Origin of the sequence: Mesorhizobium sp. dw_380, from assembly GCF_018588885.1 — a bacterium.
Classification (GTDB): Bacteria; Pseudomonadota; Alphaproteobacteria; order Rhizobiales; family Rhizobiaceae; genus Mesorhizobium.
Genome location: NZ_JAFFIW010000016.1, coordinates 94,941 through 113,666, shown reverse-complemented (window position 1 = coordinate 113,666; position 18,726 = coordinate 94,941). Strand labels below are relative to the sequence as shown.

Here is an 18,726-nt window from a genome sequence, read left to right as displayed (position 1 = left end):
CCCTTGTGGGGAGGGTAGGCTCTTAGAACTCGATCCCCTGCTGCGCTTTCACGCCGGCCGAGAAATGGTGCTTGGTCACGCCCATCTCGGTGACCAGATCGGCCGCCTCGACCAGCGCCGGCTTGGCGTTGCGGCCGGTGACGACGACATGCAGACCCTCGCGACGAGCCTTCAGCGCGCCAACCACTCTGTCGAGATCAAGATAGTCGTAGCGCAGCGCGATATTGAGTTCGTCAAGCACGACAAGGCTGATCGATGGGTCGGCCATCAGTTCGAGCGCCTTGGCCCAGGCAGCCTCGGCCGCGGCGATGTCGCGCTTCAAATCCTGGGTCTCCCAGGTGAAGCCTTCACCCATTGCGTGCCAGACGACGCGATCGCCAAAGGCAGCAAACGCATCCTTCTCGCCGGTGTGCCATTTGCCCTTGATGAACTGGACGACGCCGACGCGCTTGCCATAGCCGAGCATGCGCAGCGCCAAACCGAAAGCGGCTGTCGTCTTGCCCTTGCCTGGGCCGGTGTTGACGATCAGAAGGCCTTTCTCAACCGTCTTGCTTGCCACCTCGGCGTCTTGAACCGCCTTGCGCTTGGCCATCTTGGCGCGATGGCGTTCTTCGTTCTTGCCGTCGATCTCGGTCATCTCATTTCACCTTGAGCGGCAGCCCGGCCACCATCAAAAGCACCGTGTCGGCAATCGCCGCGACCTGCTGGTTGAGCCGGCCGGCGGCATCGCGGAAGCGGCGCGCCAGGGCGTTGTCCGGCACGATGCCTTGCCCGACCTCGTTGGACACGACGAACCAGGGGCCACTTGGCCGCGACAGCACATCAGCCAGTCGCCGGCATTCCTGCTCAAGATCGTGGTCGGCCAGCATGTGATTGGTCAGCCACAGCGTCAGGCAATCGACAAGCACCGGCTGATTGTCGGGCAAAGCCTCGAGCGCGTCGGCGAGGTCGAGCGGCGCATCGATGGTCGACCAGCCCTCGCCGCGCCGCGTCCGGTGCAGCGCGATGCGCTCACGCATCTCTTCGTCATAGGCTTCAGCCGTGGCGATATAGGTCCATGGCGAGGGCAATGCCGTCGCCAGGGCTTCGGCGTGCGCGCTCTTGCCGGAGCGCGCGCCACCAATGATGAAAGTCAGCTCGCCGTGATCAGGCAAAGCTGTCGCGCAGGCTTCTCGCCGCGCCGGTGAAGCGTCCGCGCACCACGGCGACGGCCGCGCCGAGCACCAACCAGAACACCAGACGGGTGAGCGTCGAGGCCACGACGAACTGGTGATGCAAGCCCTCGGGGATTCGCGTCTCGAAACTGGCCGGCTGCGGCGCACCGACGACATGCGGCGCGACGATCAATGCCACACCGAGGATCGCCAGCGGCAGTGACTTGCGGAAGGCAAGCAGCCCAAGGCCGATGGCAGTCGCCGCCACTGTCGAAATCCACCAGATCTGGCGCTGGAAGAGATCTGAGTCAGGCATTGCCGGCAGTTTTGGCGGCAGGCCGAGGCCAGGCGCCAGGGTGAACACGGCGAAGCCGGCGAGGCCCCAGAAGATGCCCTGGCGCCAGTTGCCGATGCCACCGGCGAACTCCGAGACCGCAACCAGAATCAGCGCAAAGCCGATGCCGCTGACGATATTGGCAAGGACGTTGAAGGCGAAGCGCTCGAGACCGTCGGCCGGTGCCCAACCTTCGTCCTCCGCATGAGTGGCCACTTCGACCGGCACCGGTGAGGCGGTGCTCATTGCGCTGGTATCGACCGGCGTCACGGCGTGGTCATGATGATGGCCGCCGCTGGCCTTTTCATAAACTTCTGCCTGGAGAATTAGTGGATCGGTGGCATAGGCTTGCATGCAGGCGAGAACGACGCCGGCCACGAGCCCTGCGATCGCCGCGATGAACACGACGTTGCGAAACAGGTTCATGATGTCAGATCCTCGTCAGTGGCAGGGAAACGCCATCGAATGACGGTAATCGTGGGCGGCATTGTGGACCGCATCGATATGCGAGAAGCCGACAAAGCCGACGACGAAAATGCCGAGCAGCGCCGCGAGCGCAAGCTGCATGAGGCGCGACTGCGAGGAAACGGAGGCGCCGAGGGAGACGGAAGCGGTGTTCATGTCTTGTCCTTTCACCCTCCACCCGAGGGCATCGAAGTCAGTTTCCTGTCGCCGGCAGGTCTCCTGGCTCGCGGATCAGCGCCCTTCTCCACCTTCCCGAAGAAGAATCTTCAGTGGCATATGGAGAGGACTACCGCACACAGTTGCGGGGGCAGCCACGGCATTGGGCAAGAAACGAGCCCGCACCGCATTCCCTCTTGGCTCCAAAACGGAACCGACGACAGCGCGACTATACGGAAAATCACGACACGCGGCAAACCAAATTCCGCCGGCAACCAGCGCGATTGCGCCATGCCGACAACATCAGCCGTGCTCGGCACGACAATTGACAATCATGCTGGCCTGATGTCGGCTGGCGGCCTCACAGGAGGCCAGCCATGCAGCCCCCAGTCATGCAACCCGGTGCCGGCGAGCGCGCGCCCTACAACGGCCTCACCCGGGCCGAACCCACGCTGCCCTCCTCGGCCTATTGGGACGCGGCGGCCTATCAACGCGATCTCGACGCCATCTGGTACCGGAACTGGCTGCTCGTCTGCCGCGAGGTCGACCTCGCCCAGCCGCTGGCTTTCCGCCGATTCCGCATCGGCACGCAGGACATCCTCGTGCTTCGCGACGAAACCGGCGAGTTGCGCGCCTTCCACAACACCTGCCGGCATCGCGGCTCGCAGCTTTGCCAGGAAAGCGAAGGCCGGCTGAAGGCACGGCAGATCACCTGCCCTTATCATGCCTGGTCCTATTCGCTGCGCGGCGACCTCATGCGCGTGCCGTCGAAATCGCTGCCTGACGGTTTCGACAAGGCCGACCACCCGCTTTATCGCGTCGCACTCTCGGTGTGGCGCGGCTTCGTTTTCATCAATCTGCAGGAGGATGCGGCCGGCTCCGCACAGGCATCCTTCGATCCGGCCTCCGGCAATCTCGGCAACTGGCCGCTGGAATCGCTGGTATCAGGCCATGTGCTGCGCAAGGTGATGAACTGCAACTGGAAGATTTTCTGGGAAAACTTCAACGAGTGCCTGCACTGCCCGGGCGTTCACAAGGACCTGTCGCGGCTGGTGCCGATCTATGGCCGCGGCCTGATGAGCCGCCATGACGATCCCGAATGGACCCGCCACGCCGACAACGACGCGCCGGAGTTTTCCGGAGGCCTGCGCGCAGGGGCCGAAACATGGTCGCGCGATGGGCAAACGCACGGGCCGGTCTTCTCGGGGTTGACGCCAGCCGAACGCGCCGCCGGCCAGACCTACGCCATCAGCCTGCCCTCGATGTTTATCGTCGGTCATGTCGACTATGTCAGGTCGGTGCGGCTGGTTCCGCTCGGTCCCGAACAAACGGAGCTTGTCGCGGAATGGCTGTTCGCGCCCGAGGCGCTGGCCGAGACCGACATCGACAACATCGTCGGCTTTGGTCGCCAGGTGCTGGAGGAGGACGCAGCGATCTGCGAGATCAACCAGAAAGGCCTGCGCTCGATGCGCCACCAAGCCGGCGTACTGATGCCCGAGGAATATGACGTGCACCGCTTCCACAACTGGGTGCGCGAGCGCCACGCAGCGCTTTCGCCGTAATCCTCACAACGACTTGGGCAGGTATCGCCAGGTCACGAAGCCGCAAACCGCGGCCAGTAGGCCGAGCGTGACGAACACCGAGCCCAGTCCGAAGAAGATCAGCACCACCGAATAGACCAGCGGCGGCGTCAGCTCGGAAAAATCGAGATAGGTGCGATAGACCGCCGCCATCTGCGCCCGTTCGTAGGAGCGTACCGAGCGCATGAAGGCGGTCGAGCCCAATGCGTCGAGCGCAATGGTGAAGAAGGCGCCGCACAGCAGGAAGGCGCCGGTGATCAGCGGCACGGTTTCGCCGACCGTGCCTGCGGCGAGAAGCGTGGCCGACATGGCGAAATAGGCAAATGTCATGGTTCGCCTCCCGCCAAACCGTTTTCCCGCCTTGCCCCAGAAGATGGCCATGAACAAAAGCGCGTTGCCGGCCGAAACCAGCAGGCCGCCGGCCAGCTTGCCTTCGCCGGTGATCACCATGAACAGCGGCCCATAGACGAAGAATGTGGTCCAGAAGCAGGAGCGGCCGAAGGCGATCAGCCAGGCCAGTCTCAGCCTCGGCTGTGCGATGAAGCGGCCGATATTGGCGAGCGGATTGGCCGGCCGCGTCTTGCCGGGCCGGATCAGCGCGTTGTCGCCAAGCCGATAGGTCCAGAACAGCGCCAGCAAGGCCACGGCAAACACCGCCACCGCGCCATGCGCGGCATAGATGCCGAAGCGCGTGTAAAGAAAGATGCCGAGTGTCGGCCCGCCGGTCCAGGCGAACATCGACCACGCCATGCGCAGCGATTCGGCCTGCATGAAGTCGGTCTTGCGGATGTGGTCCATGATGTAGAGGTTGAGCGTGATCGACAGCGCGCTGGCGCCCATGACACGGCACAGCATGCCCGCCAATTGCCCGGCAAGCGTGTGGGTGACGAAGAACAGCGAGCCGATGGCGAGCAGGCAGGCCCCCGCGGTGTAGACCCAGCGCCGGGCAAAGCGGCGGATCAGCATCGGCATAAACAAGGTCACCGACAGGCCGAGCAGCGCCACAATCGTGTAGAGGATCGAGACGATCTGCTCGTTGTGGAGGATCTCGTAGGCCTGGATAGGGATGACGCTCGACACCGTGGCGCGGGCAAAGGATTCGACCGCGTAGAGCGAGGCGAAGGTGCGCGCATCCGCGGCCTTGAGGGCCGGGAGCCAGATCGGATGGCGCACATGGGTGGACATTGCTTCCCCAAACCAGAATCGTAACGGCAAATCTGCCGTGGTGATTTCTGGCCCGATAAGAGGAAACCGACGTGTACCCGGCAAAAAGCGAAGCCGGTCAAAGGCTTTCCGGCACTGGCCTAAAGCGGCGCGCGATGCAGGCTCCGCCACATCGCCGATAGGGGGCTCGCGGCCTTCTTCTGTCCGGTGCAACCGTGATAGTCCTCAAGCGGGGCTGAATCAGATCGCGAGACCATGAGCATCCATACGCCGACCGCACCCATCCCGGAGCCACCAAAGCGCATCGTCACCATCGACATCGTGCGCGGCATCGCGCTGCTGGCCATGGCGAGCTACCATTTCACCTGGGATCTGGAGTTCTTCGGCTATACCGATCCCGGCCTCACCGCCTTCGGCTGGTGGAAGATCTACGCGCGCTGCATCGCCTCGACCTTCCTGTTCCTGGTCGGCGTCAGCCTGTACCTCGCCCATGGGCAAAAAATCCGCTGGAACGGCTTCTGGAGGCGGTTCGCTATGGTCGCCGGGGCGGCGATCGCGATTTCGGTCGTCACCCGCATCGCGACGCCGGATGGCTTCATCTTCTTCGGCATCCTGCATGAGATCGCGCTTGCCAGCCTGCTCGGCCTCGCCTTCCTGCGCTTGCCGGCATTGCTGACGCTTGTCGTTGCCGCGCTTATCATCGCGGCGCCCGTCTATCTGCGCTTCGAGGCGTTGGACCATCCCTGGCTGTGGTGGATCGGCCTGTCGGCGGTCAATCCGCGCTCCAACGACTACGTGCCGCTGTTTCCATGGTTCGGCGCGGTGCTTCTCGGCATCGGGGTGGCGAAATTCGCTACCGCCTCCGGCATACGGGCGCGCCTGGCGAGCCTCGCGCCCGGCCGATGGGCTAATCCGCTGGTCTTCATCGGCCGGCACAGCCTCGCCTTCTATCTGATCCACCAGCCGCTGCTGATCGGCTGCGTCTGGCTGTTTTCGCAAGTTATGCCGGCCCAGGTCGAAACCCCGCAGGTGAATTTCCTGAAAACCTGCCAGCGCTCGTGCGAGCAGACGCGCAACGCAACCTTCTGCACGAGCTATTGCGGCTGCATGCTCGATACGCTCCAGGGCGAAGCTTCTCTTGATCGGCTCTACAACAACGACCAGACTGCGGATTGGAGGGCGCATCTGTCCGATCTTGCCGGCATGTGCACCGCCAAGACCGAGGACAAGATGACGGAGGGAGGGACGCAATGACTGACAGCCAACCGAAGCCTGGGGTTATCCCGTGGCCGCCACTGATCTATATCGCCGCCATCGCCATCAGCATCGCGCTTGGTCTGCTGTATCCGCTACCCTGGATAGGCGACCTTCTGGGCGACATCCTGTTCGCCGCCGGCTGGGTGGCGCTGTTCGGCGTCGTGGCACTCTGGTTCACCGCGATCCGCACCATGATGCGGGCCAGGACAACGCTCAATCCCAATGCCGTGCCCGACCACCTCGTCACGTCAGGCCCGTTCGGCATCACCCGCAACCCGATGTATCTGGCCAACACACTAATGTTGATCGGCGTCGCCTTTGTCTCGGGGATAGCCTGGTTCCTGCTCTTCGCCTTCATCGCCGCCTTCGCGACACAGAAGCTGGCGATCGAGAAGGAAGAAAAGATCCTGGCTGCGAAGTTCGGCAAGAAGTACCGCGACTACGCGAAGAGAGTGCGGCGCTGGATTTGAGCTCAGCGCGCCTGGTTCCGCGGCGCAGAGGTGACAGGTTGCACACTTCGGCGATTAGCCGAAGTCTTGTGAACTTCGTCGTCCTAGGGCGAAGCAGGAGCGAAGCTCCGTCGCGAAGACCCTAGGATCCATGCCGTGACCGCGGTCGAGGAGTGCAGCGGAGCAGAATTCTGCACCGTTGCGGCGCATTGAAGTCATGGCATGGATCCTAGGGTCTGCGCCGCGTCGCTTCGCTCCTTGCTCCGCCCTAGGATGACGACGGAATGGACGTTTCCGCTAATTCCGAACGTTAACGCCCGCTAGAATCCAGTCTGCTACGTATTAACGCCAAGCTCCACCAGCCGCTCGACGCAGGACTCCTCGGCCTGGTCGAGTTCGGCCAGTGTCTCTTCGAGGTCGCGGCGCTTTTGCCTGAGATCCTCGCGCTTTTCCTCGATGCGCTTGATCATCAGCTTGAGCTGCCCGACCTCGCCCGGCGGCTCCTTGTACATCTGGATGATTTCGCGGATCTCGTTGATCGAAAATCCAAGTCGCTTGCCGCGCATGATCTGCCGGATGAGGTGACGGTCGGAAGGGCGAAACAGCCGCGTGCGGCCGCGCCGCACCGGCTGCACCAGCCCTTCGTCCTCATAGAAACGCAGCGTCCGCGTCGACACGTCGAATTCGCGGGTCAGTTCGGTGATCGAATAATATTCCCGCATCGTCACTCCCGCACGCCGGAAACCCTGGCGAACGCCATGCGGCGTCTCCTCCTGTCCCGAACCAGACCCTGGCCGCGCCGGAATCGATGCGGCACCCCACGCGAATCTCGCACGGCGTTTACGTAAAAGTCAATTGGGACCGCCTACCTGACGCCGAACCACCATGTGGCAAGGCCGAGGAAGGCGAAAAAGCCGACGCAATCGGTGACGGTGGTGACGAAGACCGCCGACGCCACGGCCGGGTCGATCTTGAGCCGGTCGAGCATGAGCGGGATCAGGATGCCGGCAAGTGCCGCCGCGAACATGTTGATGACCATGGCCGCAGCGATGATCCCGCCGAGATTGGCATCGCGGAACCACACGGCGGCGACGATGCCGATCAGCACGGCAAAGACAAGGCCGTTGATGAAGCCCACTCCCACCTCGCGGCGGATGATGCGGGCGGCATTGTAGATGTCGAGATCCCTGGTCGCCAGCGCCCGCACGGTGACGGTCATGGTCTGCGAGCCGGCATTGCCGCCCATGCCGGCCACGATCGGCATCAGCACGGCGAGCGCCACGATCCGCTCGATCGTGTGATCGAACAGGCCGATCACCGAAGCCGCGAGGAATGCCGTGACAAGATTGACCAGCAGCCATGGAACGCGCGAGCGCGAGGTTGCGAATACCGTGTCGGAAAGCTCTTCGTCGCCGACGCCGCCCATGCGCAGCAGATCCTCCTCCGCTTCCTGCTGGATGACGTCGACGACGTCGTCGATGGTCAGCACGCCGACAAGCCGCTCGTTCTCGTCGACGACGGCGGCCGACAAAAGATCGTATTGTTCGAATTCCCGCGCCGCCTCCTCCTGGTCCATGGTGGCCGGGATGGCGTGCCGCGTCTCATGCATCACCTCCTCGACCTTGACCGCGCGCTTGGTGCGCAGGATCTGGTCGAGGTCGATGGCGCCGAGCAGCTTGAAGCCCGGATCGATGACGAAGATCTGGCTGAAGCGGTCGGGAAGGTTCTTGTCCTCGCGCATGTAGTCGATGGTCTGGCCGATGGTCCAGAACGGCGGCACCGCGACGAACTCGGTCTGCATGCGCCGTCCGGCGGTCTCTTCCGGGTAATCCAGCGAGCGGCGCAGCCTGATCCGTTCGGTGAATGGCAGCCGCGACAGGATCTCATCCTGGTCTTCCTTCTCGAGGTCTTCGAGAATGTAGACCGCGTCGTCGGAATCGAGTTCCTGCACCGCTTGCGCGATCTGCGCATTGGGCAGGTGATCGACGATCTCCATGCGGATCGCCTCGTCGACCTCGGTCAGCGCGGAAAAGTCGAAATCGGCGCCCAGGAGCTCGACCAGCGCCCACCGCTGTTCGGGATGCAGCGCCTCGATAAGGTCGCCGAGTTCCGACTGGTGCAGAGGGCCGACCTCATGCTTGAGCGTCAGTGTATCGCGGTCGGCGATCGCGGCACCGATCTGGGCAAGGAAGGACGAAAGCACCGCACCATCCTCGCCGTAGATGTCGGCATGGGCCTCGTCAGCCGCCTTGGCGGAAGTCGTCTGCTTGTCCTGGCCTTCCACCAGCGCCTCCTGCATCAGAATCCGGGAAAGGTGCCAGTCAGGTCTAGACCATGATCCCAAAAAGTGGAAACCGGTTTTGGCTCCGGCGCGCAAAACAGAAGAAAGATAGAGACACGGGACGATTGGACCTCGCAGCCTGCTGCTCTAACCGGCTGGGATTTCAGCGAAATACACCCTCGGCTTTCGCCAATGCATGCGTTGTCCGGCGATCCCGAAAACTGGTCGATGCTCCAAAAGGCGATGCGCTCCGGCTTCCGGTGGCGCGACAGCGCATGTCGCAGGGGAAAGAGCACCCACGCGCCGTTGCGGCAGAATTGTCATGATGCAGGTCCACGCCCAGGCCCTGACCAGAACAGCCGGAAGCCCTTGAAGACCAGGTCGCAGACACCGAACAAGGCAATCGAGGAGCGGCGCGTTCGCGTCGTCGTGGCCGAACGCAATCCGCTCGTCGTATCGGCGCTGCGCGAAATGCTGGAATGCGATGGACGCTTCGAACTTTTGGCATCGGTGCAAAGCGGCAAGCATTTCCTGGAGCTGGCAATGGCGCGCGAGTTCGACGTCGCCGTCATCGGCTGGAAGCTCGCCGACATGGATGGCGCGGATGTCCTGGCCGAGGTCCATGCCCGCAAGCTCGATACCCGCATCACCGTCTTTTCGAACGACCACGATATCGGCATCCTGAAGCAGTGCGTGCGGCTTGGAGCCCAGGGCTACTGCTTCCAGTTCGACGACCCGGCCATTATCTTTGAGACGATCCTGGCGGTCGCGCATGGAAGGATCTGCATCCCCTACATCGACATCAACAAGGTCAACGACACGCCCTTGGCGCAGCTCACGGTGCGCGAGCGCGAGCTGCTGGCGGTGCTCTCCGACGGCTGGACCAATTTGCAGATCGCGACGCGGACCGGCATCTCCGAGAACACGGTGAAATATCACCTCAAGAATCTCTACGACAAGCTCGACGTCCGCAACCGCGCGATGGCCGTCGCGCTCTATTCGCGCGAGCGGCGTACCCAGAAGCAGCCTTTCGGGTAGGCCAAACGGGTAGCCAGCCGGGTAGGCTCGCCCCACCCGCACGCGGCGAGATGTTACCCGCCAAGGTGTTGCTGGCATTAGCCGCAGAAACGAAACTCCCCATCACCGCTTTGCTGGATCAGGAGGAGTTCGCATCATGGCCGGTTTCACCCATCTTTTCATTCCCGGGCCGACCAATATCCCCGAACAGGTCCGGCAGGCGATGAACGTGCCGATGGAGGATATGCGCGCCGCATCCTTCCCCGAACTCACCCTGCCGCTGTTCGAGGACATCAAAAAAGTCTTCAAGAACGAGACCGGCCGCGTCTTCATCTACCCGTCCTCCGGGACCGGTGCCTGGGAAGCGGCGATGACCAATGTGCTCAGCTCCGGCGACCGCGTGCTGATGTCGCGCTTCGGCCAATTCTCGCATCTCTGGGTCGACATGGCCGAGCGCCTCGGCTTCGAGGTCGATGTCATCGACTGCGAATGGGGAACCGGCGTGCCGCTCGAGCTTTACGCGGAGAGGCTGAAGGCCGACAAGACGCACCGCATCAAGGCCGTCTTCTGCACGCAGAACGAGACGGCGACGGGCGTCACCAGCGATGTCGCCGGCTGCCGTGCCGCGCTCGATGACGCAAGCCACCCTGCCCTGCTCTTTGTCGACGGTGTGTCGTCGATCGGCTCGATCGACTTCCGACAGGAAGAATGGGGTGTCGACTGCGCCGTCAGCGGCTCTCAAAAGGGCTTCATGCTGCCCGCCGGCCTCGGCTTCCTGTCGGTCAGCAAGAAGGCGCTCGTGGCTTCGAGAACCGCGACCCACCGGCGCTGCTTCTTCTCCTTCGAGGACATGATCCGCGCCAACGATGCCGGCTATTTCCCCTACACGCCGGCGACGCAGCTGCTGCGTGGCTTGCGCGCCTCGCTCGACCTGATCGCCGAGGAAGGGTTGGACACCATCTTCGTGCGTCACCATCGCCTCGCCGAAGGCGTGCGCAAGGCGGTCGACGCCTGGGGCCTGAAGCTCTGCGCCAAGGCGCCGAAATGGCATTCCGATACGGTGAGCGCCATCCTGGTGCCGGAAGGCATCGACAGCGCCGATGTCGTCAAGCGCGCCTACCAGACCTACCGCACCTCGCTCGGCGGCGGCCTCAACAAGGTGTTCGGCAAGGTCTTCCGCATCGGTCATCTCGGCTGGCTGAACGAGGTGATGGTGCTCGCCTCGCTGTCGGCGGCCGAAATGGCGCTGCTCGATTGCGGCGTGCGGCTGGCGCCGGGTTCCGGCGTCGGCGCCGCCATCCAGCATTTTCGCGCCTCGGCCGCGGTGCCGGTCGCCGAAGCCGCCTGAGGAGCCGACGATGAGCCACACCATCAACCACCTCAAGAAATTGCGCCTGCAGCGCAGCGAACTGGCGGTTCCCGGCTCCAGCCCGGAGATGATCGACAAGGCGGCCAACAGCGCCGCCGACTTCGTCTTCCTCGACATCGAGGACGCGGTCGCCCCGCCGGACAAGGAACGTGCCCGCAAGAACATCATCCAAGCGCTCAACGACATCGATTGGCGCGCCAAGGGCAAGACCGTCTCGGTGCGCATCAACGGCCTCGACACCCATTACATGTACCGCGACGTGGTCGACGTGATGGAACAGGCCGGCGACCGGCTGGACACCATACTGGTGCCGAAGGTCGGCGTGCCGGCCGACCTCTATATGGTCGAAGCGATGGTCAACCAGATCGAGATGGCCAAGGGTTTCAAGACCCGTGTCGGGCTCGAAGCGCTGATCGAAACCGCGCTCGGCATGGCCAATGTCGAGGCCATCGCCGCCACGCCAGGCCGGCTCGAAGCCATGCATTTCGGCGTCGCCGATTATGCCGCGAGCTGCAAGGCTCGCACCGTCAACATCGGCGGCCTCAACCCCGACTACCCCGGCGACCAGTGGCATTTCGCATTGTCGCGGATGACCGTCGCCTGCCGCGCCTACGGCCTGCGTGCCATCGACGGGCCGTTCGGCGATTTCTCCGATCCGGAAGGCTATATCGCCGGCGCCAGGCGCGCCGCCGCCCTCGGCATCGAAGGCAAATGGGCGATCCACCCCTCGCAGATCGCACTCGCCAACGACGTCTTCTCGCCGCCGGAAAAGGAGGTCGCGCGGGCCAGGCGCATCCTTGAAGTGCTGAGGGAAGCCGAGGCTCTGGGAAAAGGCGCCGCCGCCCTCGACGGCAAGATGATCGACGCCGCGTCAGAACGCATGGCGAGGAATGTCTTGGTGGTCAACGAGGCCATTGAACACGCCAGCCAAACACGCGCCGCCACGCATTGACGGTTACGGGAGGACAATGATGGACATCCACGAATATCAGGCCAAGGAACTGCTCGCCCGGCATGGCGTGCATGTGCCTCGCGGCGGGCTGGCCTACAGCCCCGAACAGGCGACCTACCGCGCCCGCGAGATCGGCGGCGGCAAATGGGTGCTGAAGGCGCAGGTTCACTCCGGCGCCCGCGGCAAGGCCGGCGGCATCAAGCTGTGCGCCAATGACGAGGAGATCTCGAGTGCCGCCGAAGCCATGCTCGGGCGCAAGCTGGTGACCCAGCAGACCGGCCCGCGCGGCAAGCTGATCTCCAGGCTCTACCTCGAGGAAGCCGTCGATATCGCGCAGGAGCTCTATGTCGGCTTCGTGCTTGACCGCAAGGAAGAGCGCGTCATGATCGTGGCGTCGGCCGCCGGCGGTATGGAGATCGAGGACATTGTCGAGAAGGCGCCCGATTCCATCCTGCGCACATCAGTCGATCCCGGCGTCGGCATGCAGCGCTTCCAGGCGCGCGAGATCGCCTTCGGGCTCGGCCTCGACCACGACCTGATCGGCAAGGCGACCGAGACCATCTTCAGCTGCTACCAGGTGTTCCGCGATTACGACGCCTCGATGCTGGAGATCAACCCGCTGGTGGTGACCCGCGACGGCAACCTGATCGCGCTCGACGCGAAGATGTCGTTCGACGAGAACGCGCTGTTCCGGCGTCCGGAAATCTCCGAGCTGCGCGACAAGAGCCAGGAAGACCCGCGCGAGACCTTCGCCAGCGACCGCGGCCTCTCCTATGTCGGCCTCGAAGGCAATATCGGCTGCATCATCAATGGCGCAGGCCTCGCCATGGCGACGATGGACATGATCAAGATCGCCGGCGGCGAGCCGGCCAACTTCCTCGACATTGGCGGCGGCGCCTCGCCCGAGCGGGTGGCAAAATCCTTCCGCGCCGTGCTCGGCGACAAGAATGTCGAGACCATCCTCGTCAACATCTTCGCCGGCATCAACCGCTGCGACTGGGTCGCCGAGGGCGTCATCAAGGCGATCCGCGAGGTCGGCGTCACCGTGCCGCTGGTGGTGCGGCTCTCCGGCACCAGGGCCGAGGAAGGGCGCCGCATCCTGGCCGATTCCGGCGAGGCGGTGATCGTCGCCGACACGCTCGCCGAAGCCGCCGAAAAAGCCGTCGCCGCCTGGCGTTCGGCCGCCAAGAAAAAAGCAGCCTGAGGGAGGTCGAAAAATGGCAATTCTGCTCAATCGCAGCACGCGGGTCATCGTCCAGGGTTTTACCGGCAAGATCGGCAGCTTCCATGCCGAGGACATGAAACGCTACGGCACCAAGCTTGTCGGCGGCGTCACCCCCGGCAAGGGCGGCCAGACGCATCTCGGCCTGCCCGTCTTCAACACCGTCAAGGGCGCGGTGCGCGAGACCCGCGCCGAGGCCAGCATCGTCTTCGTGCCGCCGCCCTTCGCAGCCGATTCGATCATGGAGGCCGCGGATGCGGGGATAAAACTCTGCGTCTGCATCACTGACGGCATCCCCTCGCAGGACATGATGCAGGTCAAGCGCTACATGCGCCGCTACCGCTTCGAGGACCGCATGCGGCTGATCGGCCCGAATTGCGCCGGCGTCATCACGCCCGGACAAGCACTGATGGGCATCATGCCAGGCAACATCTACCTGCCCGGCCGCATCGGCATTGTCGGGCGCTCCGGCACGCTCGGCTACGAGGCTGCCTCGCAGATGAAAGCGCTCGGCACCGGTGTGTCGACCAGCGTTGGCATCGGCGGCGACCCGATCAACGGCTCGTCCTTCAAGGACATTCTGAGGCTGTTCGAGCAGGACGACGAGACCGACGCCGTGGTGATGATCGGCGAGATCGGCGGACCGCAGGAAGCGGAAGCCGCGATCTGGGCACGCGACAACATGCGCAAGCCCCTAATCGCCTACATCGCCGGGCTTTCCGCCCCGAAAGGCCGCCGCATGGGCCATGCCGGCGCCATCATCTCGGCCTTCGGCGAATCGGCGCAGGAGAAGGTCGAAATCCTGAAAGAGGCAGGCGTCATCATCGTGCCGACGCCGTCGTCCTTCGGCGAGGTGGTGGCCGATACGCTGGCGCGGATGAAGAAGGCGGCCTGATTTTCGCGACCAAGCCGGCTTTCAGGCCAGCTGAAAGAGCGAAGCGGCGGCGTGGTCGGCATGACCCGCCGCCAGTGCCCTTTGGAAATCGAATTCGGAAATTTGCGCAGCGCGACCGTCAAACACTTCCGAATTTGACACTTCGCCGTTTCAGGGCACGTTCGTACAGGCGACAAGATCAGACCAAGATTGCGCAACAAAACTTAACATCACTTCATGCATGCAGCCACTTTCACCTGAAATAGTCGGAGCATCAGGGGCTCTTACTGCCCCGCTGCTCTGGAGCATGCATGTTCAAAATGGTTTCTGGGATGTTCTGCGGCCGGGCCTCTCTTGCCGCGATGGCAATCCTGTTTTCGACGCATTCGGGGATCGCGTTGGCGGCCGACGCCATTGCGATCAATTCCGACGATTTCATCGCACCGCCCGAGCCTTCCCGTTTCGGGCGCTTCGAACAGAAACTGGCCGACTGGCATGTCGTCCTTGGTGGTGGCGCCATCATCGTCCCCAAATACGAGGGCAGCGACTAGTTCAAGGTCATGCCGGTGCCTTTCGTATCGGCGACATTCCTCGACACCGTGACGATCGATCCGACAGGCGCCAACATCTCCGTTTATGGACAAGGGCCGTTCGAATTCAGTGCGCGGCTTGGCTATGACATGGGCCGCAAGGAAGACGATTCCGATCACCTGCGCGGCCTGGGGGACGTCGACATGGGCGCGGTCGTCGGCGCCAAGGCGGCGATGAAATTCGGCCAGGCTGAAATCTTCGCGCAACTGGACAAGACGATCGGCGGCAGCGATGGCCTGGAGGGCACGATCGGGATCGAGGTGACCCAGCCTTTGTCCCAATCGTTGATCGTCGGCGCCGGCGCATCGGTGGTCTTCGCCGACGAAAAATACATGCAAGCCTATTTCGGCGTCACGCCGGAACAATCGGCTCGCTCGGGGTTGGCGCGCTATGACGCCGGCGCCGGGTTGAAGCGCGCCGATTTTTCTATTTCCGCCACATATATGCTCAATCAGAACTGGATGGTGCGTGGCCAGGCGGGGGTCGGCATTCTTGTGGGGGACGCTGCCGACAGCCCGATCGTTGTCGACAAGATCCAGCCTACAGGGATGCTTCTCGTCGGATACCGGTTCTGACACCCGCGCAGGCACCCATGCAGGCTATGACAAGATCCGACATGGCACGGCAAAGGCCTCATGGCGATTCGGAGGCCGAGTTCAAATCGGCAAGGCTAGGTTCGCGTATCCTCATTGTCGAAGACGATATCGAGATTGCGCGCATGCTGGGCGAGACGCTCACCGAAAACGGCATGATCGTGGAAATCGCGGGCAATGGCGTGCGCATGAACGCCGCGCTCCTCAACCAGAAATTCGATCTGATCGTGCTCGATATCATGCTGCCTGGTGAAAACGGCCTCAGCATCTGCCGCCGGCTGCGCTCGCACACCAACGTTCCGATCCTGATGCTGACCGCGCTTGGCGAGGAAATCGATCGCATCTTCGGACTGGAGATCGGCGCCGACGACTATGTGACGAAACCGTTCAGCGCGCGCGAACTGACGGCAAGGATACGGGCGTTGCTGCGCCGCACGGCTTACGCTCCTGACGAGCGAGACCGGTCGAAGGTACTTCGCTTCAACGGCTGGCGGCTCGACCCCGTTCGCCGGCAATTGCATGATCCCAGCAATGCGCGCGTTGCGACCACGACACATGAATTCGACCTGCTGCTTGCATTCTGCCGCAATGCAGGCCGGGTTCTGTCGCGCGAGGAACTTCTCAGCGTAACCCATGCCGGACTTGCCGGCCCGATCGAGCGAAGCATCGATGTCCATGTCAGCCGGATCCGCCAGAAGATCGAAAAGGATGCGCGCGACCCGGTGCTTCTCAGGACTGTTCGGCTGGGTGGCTACATCTTCACCGCCACAGTGGAGGAAGCGTGAGGGATTTGGTCCGCCGTTTCCTGCCCCAGTCAGTGCGTGGGCAGTTCGCGGCAATCATTTTCATCGCGGTGATTGCGATCTTGTCCGCCGGATCGGTCGTCGAAGGCTTGATAGAGAGGGTTGATCTTCCCGTTATGGAAGATAGCGCCAGGCGAGCTGCCATTGTCGCTGCCTTGTTGCGCGAAACACCAACCGAAGCGCGTAGCTCTATTCTGGCAACAGCGACGCGAGCCGGCTTTGATTTCAAGATCCTGCCCGGGGAACAGACCCGCAGTCTTCCCTATTCCTATCTGCAATGGCGAAGCATCGAATGGCTCTTCGGGATCGAGAAGGGGGCGACTGATGGACACTGGACAAGGCTCGGCGGCCAATACGCGTTTGTCGTCGATCTGGATCAGCAGAGCGTCCTAGCTCATTTCGGCATGCCTGATTCCTGGCTGACATCAGGGTTCGTCCGTGCCTCATTCTACAGGTTCATGGCTTTTGTGGCCTTGCCCGTTCTGATCTGGTTGTTTGCGGTATGGGCCGTGACCGACCCGTTGAAGCGCATCTCGGCGGCAGTGGGGGAGGCTGAGATCGAGAATGGCAACGAGCTTTTCGCGGAACGCGGCTCCATCGAAATGGTCGGCCTGGCACGAGCGCTGAACAGGATGAGAGCGCGTATCCGGACAATGATCGAAAACCGCACGCGCATGTTGCGCAGCGTCAGCCATGATCTGCGCACACCTTTGACGCGGCTGCGGCTTCGCGCCGAGCGCATGGATGATGGGTCCGTCCGAACAGCGATATTGTCCGACATCCAGCATATCGAAGATCTGATAGACGAGACCCTGACCTATCTGCGCAACGATGTCTCGACGGAGAAGCTGCAGCGGGCCGACATTGCCAGCGTGCTGCAAACCGTTTGTGCCGAATTCTCCGACGTCGGGTTTTCGGTTTCATATTCCGGACCGGACAGGCTTCTGGGCTGGTGCAAACCCAATGCGCTGGCGCGTGCAATCACGAACCTATGCGACAACGGGGTCAAATTTGCCGGCAGCGTCACTGTTGCATTGATGCAGACCGACGCTACGGCGCGCATCGCGGTCAGCGACGATGGGCCGGGCATTTCGATGACAGCGCGCTCCCGCGTCTTCGAACCATTCTTCAAGGAAGACATGTCGCGCGGCGTGGCGTCGAAGCACGGTTTCGGTCTGGGCCTCTCGATCGTGGCGGACATCATCCAGGGTCACGGCGGCAAGATCGAGTTGCATGACAACCAGCCAAATGGGCTCGCTGTTACTATCGATCTGCCGAATGGACCAAAGGTCCAGCCGTTATAGGAAGGCCACCGTGCTCGGGGGGTGATGATCGCCAGATTACCGGCGGCGATTTCAAGGCATCCGAAGGCTTGCTTCAGAAAATTCTGGTGCGGTCGAGAAGACTCGAACTTCCACGGGTTGCCCCACAGCGACCTCAACGCTGCGCGTCTACCAATTCCGCCACGACCGCACGTGGTAGGAGCCGGAACCGACCGGCTCGCGGCGTGTAGCAAATCGTTTCCGGCGAAACAAGTGCGCGGCGAGCAATAATCTCAAGCGATTGGCATAACGGTCCACAGGATTGGAAAACAGGGCCGGAACTGGACGTTTGCGCCAGATGTCACCATATGGGAGGCGGATGCATGTCGCCCGGAAGCGCAAAGCCGTTTTGGCTCGCGACAGGCATGAGCAGAAAACGAAAAACCATGCCAGAACGCAGCCAGATCGCCACGTCGTTCCTGCCCCTGCCCGGTTCGGCGCCGGTCGAGTGGCGCATCGAACCTGGTCTCACCGCCTATCCCGATGCGCTGGCCTTCATGGAGGCGCGCGCCGAGGCGATCCGCAGTGGTGCCGCCGGCGAAATGGTCTGGCTGGTCGAACATCCGCCGCTCTACACCGCCGGCACCAGCGCCCGCATCGAGGACCTGATCGATCCTGATCGCTTCCCGGTCTTCGCTGCCGGTCGCGGCGGCGAATACACCTATCATGGGCCCGGCCAGCGGGTCGCCTATGTCATGCTCGACCTGAAGCGGCGTCGCGAGGATGTGCGCGCTTTCGTCGCCGCGCTCGAACAGTGGATCATCGGCGCGCTCGCCGCCTTCAATGTGCGCGGTGAACGTCGCGAGGACCGTGTCGGCGTCTGGGTGGTGCGGCCCGATCGCCCTGCCTTGCCAGACGGATCGCCAGCGGAAGACAAGATCGCGGCGATCGGCATCCGGCTGCGGCGCTGGGTCAGCTTTCACGGCATCGCCATCAATGTCGAACCGGACCTTTCCCATTTCGGCGGCATCGTGCCGTGCGGCGTCCAGGACCATGGCGTCACCAGCCTCGTCGACCTTGGCCTTCTCCTGGGAATGGCCGACCTTGATCTCGCGCTGAAATCCGCCTTCGAGGACGTGTTCGGTCCGGCAACCGCCTTGCCTGCCGAGGCCGCCCGCAAGGCCGGCTAACTTCGGATTGAAG

General features: G+C 63.0%; 18 protein-coding genes, 1 tRNA gene, 1 pseudogene and 1 riboswitch. Of the genes and pseudogenes, 12 read left to right on the top strand and 8 right to left on the bottom strand.

Annotated features, from left to right (window positions below):
• Window positions 1-22: 22 nt before the first annotated feature.
• The 4 genes from cobO to JT360_RS17635 are packed head-to-tail and all read right to left on the bottom strand — an operon-like array spanning window position 23 to window position 2,109.
• Window positions 23-637: a cob(I)yrinic acid a,c-diamide adenosyltransferase gene (gene cobO / locus JT360_RS17650; protein WP_214472938.1), complete on the bottom strand. Its 615-nt coding sequence runs from the start codon at window positions 635-637 to the stop codon at window positions 23-25.
• Between the two features lies 1 nt (window position 638).
• Window positions 639-1,154: a bifunctional adenosylcobinamide kinase/adenosylcobinamide-phosphate guanylyltransferase gene (gene cobU / locus JT360_RS17645; protein WP_214472936.1), complete on the bottom strand. Its 516-nt coding sequence runs from the start codon at window positions 1,152-1,154 to the stop codon at window positions 639-641.
• Window positions 1,147-1,914, bottom strand: coding sequence for a CbtA family protein (locus JT360_RS17640; protein ID WP_214472934.1), 768 nt, complete (start codon window positions 1,912-1,914; stop codon window positions 1,147-1,149). Before JT360_RS17640 ends, cobU begins: the two co-directional genes overlap by 8 nt.
• Window positions 1,915-1,929: 15 nt before the next feature.
• The gene (locus tag JT360_RS17635; RefSeq protein ID WP_140610503.1) at window positions 1,930-2,109 is read right to left on the bottom strand and encodes a CbtB domain-containing protein; all 180 of its coding nucleotides are present in this window, start codon (window positions 2,107-2,109) and stop codon (window positions 1,930-1,932) included.
• 36 nt (window positions 2,110-2,145) lie between these two features.
• A riboswitch (cobalamin riboswitch) is annotated at window positions 2,146-2,343 on the bottom strand.
• Between the two features lie 158 nt (window positions 2,344-2,501).
• On the opposite strand from JT360_RS17635, the gene JT360_RS17630 reads away from it, so the two are divergent.
• Window positions 2,502-3,671: an aromatic ring-hydroxylating oxygenase subunit alpha gene (locus JT360_RS17630; protein WP_214472964.1), complete on the top strand. Its 1,170-nt coding sequence runs from the start codon at window positions 2,502-2,504 to the stop codon at window positions 3,669-3,671.
• A gap of 3 nt (window positions 3,672-3,674) precedes the next feature.
• Here JT360_RS17630 and JT360_RS17625 read toward each other — a convergent pair whose 3' ends face one another.
• Complete coding sequence (locus JT360_RS17625; RefSeq protein WP_214472933.1) at window positions 3,675-4,874, bottom strand: MFS transporter; 1,200 nt, start codon at window positions 4,872-4,874, stop codon at window positions 3,675-3,677.
• A 234-nt stretch (window positions 4,875-5,108) separates the two neighbouring features.
• Between JT360_RS17625 and JT360_RS17620 the strand changes: the two genes are divergently transcribed.
• On the top strand, window positions 5,109-6,107 hold the full coding sequence (locus tag JT360_RS17620) for a heparan-alpha-glucosaminide N-acetyltransferase (RefSeq protein ID WP_214472932.1): 999 nt from the start codon (window positions 5,109-5,111) through the stop codon (window positions 6,105-6,107).
• Window positions 6,104-6,580: a methyltransferase family protein gene (locus JT360_RS17615; protein WP_214472931.1), complete on the top strand. Its 477-nt coding sequence runs from the start codon at window positions 6,104-6,106 to the stop codon at window positions 6,578-6,580. Before JT360_RS17620 ends, JT360_RS17615 begins: the two co-directional genes overlap by 4 nt.
• A 314-nt stretch (window positions 6,581-6,894) precedes the next feature.
• Here JT360_RS17615 and JT360_RS17610 read toward each other — a convergent pair whose 3' ends face one another.
• Together JT360_RS17610 and mgtE are read right to left on the bottom strand one after the other, a co-directional pair.
• Entirely contained in the window at window positions 6,895-7,281 is a 387-nt protein-coding gene (locus JT360_RS17610) for a MerR family transcriptional regulator (protein ID WP_006203215.1), read from the bottom strand.
• 143 nt (window positions 7,282-7,424) lie between these two features.
• Window positions 7,425-8,858, bottom strand: coding sequence for a magnesium transporter (gene mgtE, locus JT360_RS17605; RefSeq protein WP_250888870.1), 1,434 nt, complete (start codon window positions 8,856-8,858; stop codon window positions 7,425-7,427).
• A gap of 351 nt (window positions 8,859-9,209) precedes the next feature.
• Between mgtE and JT360_RS17600 the strand changes: the two genes are divergently transcribed.
• From JT360_RS17600 to JT360_RS17565, 8 genes and pseudogenes are all read left to right on the top strand, one after another.
• The gene (locus tag JT360_RS17600) at window positions 9,210-9,878 is read left to right on the top strand and encodes a LuxR C-terminal-related transcriptional regulator (protein WP_214472929.1); all 669 of its coding nucleotides are present in this window, start codon (window positions 9,210-9,212) and stop codon (window positions 9,876-9,878) included.
• 136 nt (window positions 9,879-10,014) lie between these two features.
• Entirely contained in the window at window positions 10,015-11,205 is a 1,191-nt protein-coding gene (locus tag JT360_RS17595; protein ID WP_214472928.1) for an aminotransferase class V-fold PLP-dependent enzyme, read from the top strand.
• Window positions 11,206-11,215: 10 nt separating this feature from the next.
• Complete coding sequence (locus JT360_RS17590; protein WP_214472927.1) at window positions 11,216-12,178, top strand: HpcH/HpaI aldolase/citrate lyase family protein; 963 nt, start codon at window positions 11,216-11,218, stop codon at window positions 12,176-12,178.
• Between the two features lie 19 nt (window positions 12,179-12,197).
• Window positions 12,198-13,382 (top strand): malate--CoA ligase subunit beta, encoded by a 1,185-nt coding sequence (locus tag JT360_RS17585; protein WP_214472926.1) that lies wholly within the window; start codon window positions 12,198-12,200, stop codon window positions 13,380-13,382.
• Window positions 13,383-13,395: 13 nt separating this feature from the next.
• The gene (gene sucD, locus JT360_RS17580) at window positions 13,396-14,295 is read left to right on the top strand and encodes a succinate--CoA ligase subunit alpha (protein ID WP_214472925.1); all 900 of its coding nucleotides are present in this window, start codon (window positions 13,396-13,398) and stop codon (window positions 14,293-14,295) included.
• A gap of 290 nt (window positions 14,296-14,585) precedes the next feature.
• Window positions 14,586-15,440: pseudogene (locus JT360_RS17575) on the top strand (MipA/OmpV family protein).
• Window positions 15,441-15,481: 41 nt separating this feature from the next.
• On the top strand, window positions 15,482-16,243 hold the full coding sequence (locus JT360_RS17570; RefSeq protein WP_214472924.1) for a response regulator: 762 nt from the start codon (window positions 15,482-15,484) through the stop codon (window positions 16,241-16,243).
• Window positions 16,240-17,565 carry an ATP-binding protein gene (locus JT360_RS17565; RefSeq protein ID WP_214472923.1) on the top strand — a complete coding sequence of 442 codons (1,326 nt, stop codon included), beginning with the start codon at window positions 16,240-16,242 and terminating at the stop codon, window positions 17,563-17,565. The genes JT360_RS17570 and JT360_RS17565 overlap by 4 nt, the downstream gene beginning before the upstream one ends.
• Before the next feature lie 84 nt (window positions 17,566-17,649).
• Here JT360_RS17565 and JT360_RS17560 read toward each other — a convergent pair.
• A tRNA-Leu gene (locus tag JT360_RS17560) sits at window positions 17,650-17,734 on the bottom strand.
• A 235-nt stretch (window positions 17,735-17,969) separates the two neighbouring features.
• On the opposite strand from JT360_RS17560, the gene lipB reads away from it, so the two are divergent.
• Window positions 17,970-18,713 (top strand): lipoyl(octanoyl) transferase LipB, encoded by a 744-nt coding sequence (gene lipB, locus JT360_RS17555; RefSeq protein WP_214472922.1) that lies wholly within the window; start codon window positions 17,970-17,972, stop codon window positions 18,711-18,713.
• The last annotated feature ends 13 nt before the right edge of the window (window positions 18,714-18,726 follow it).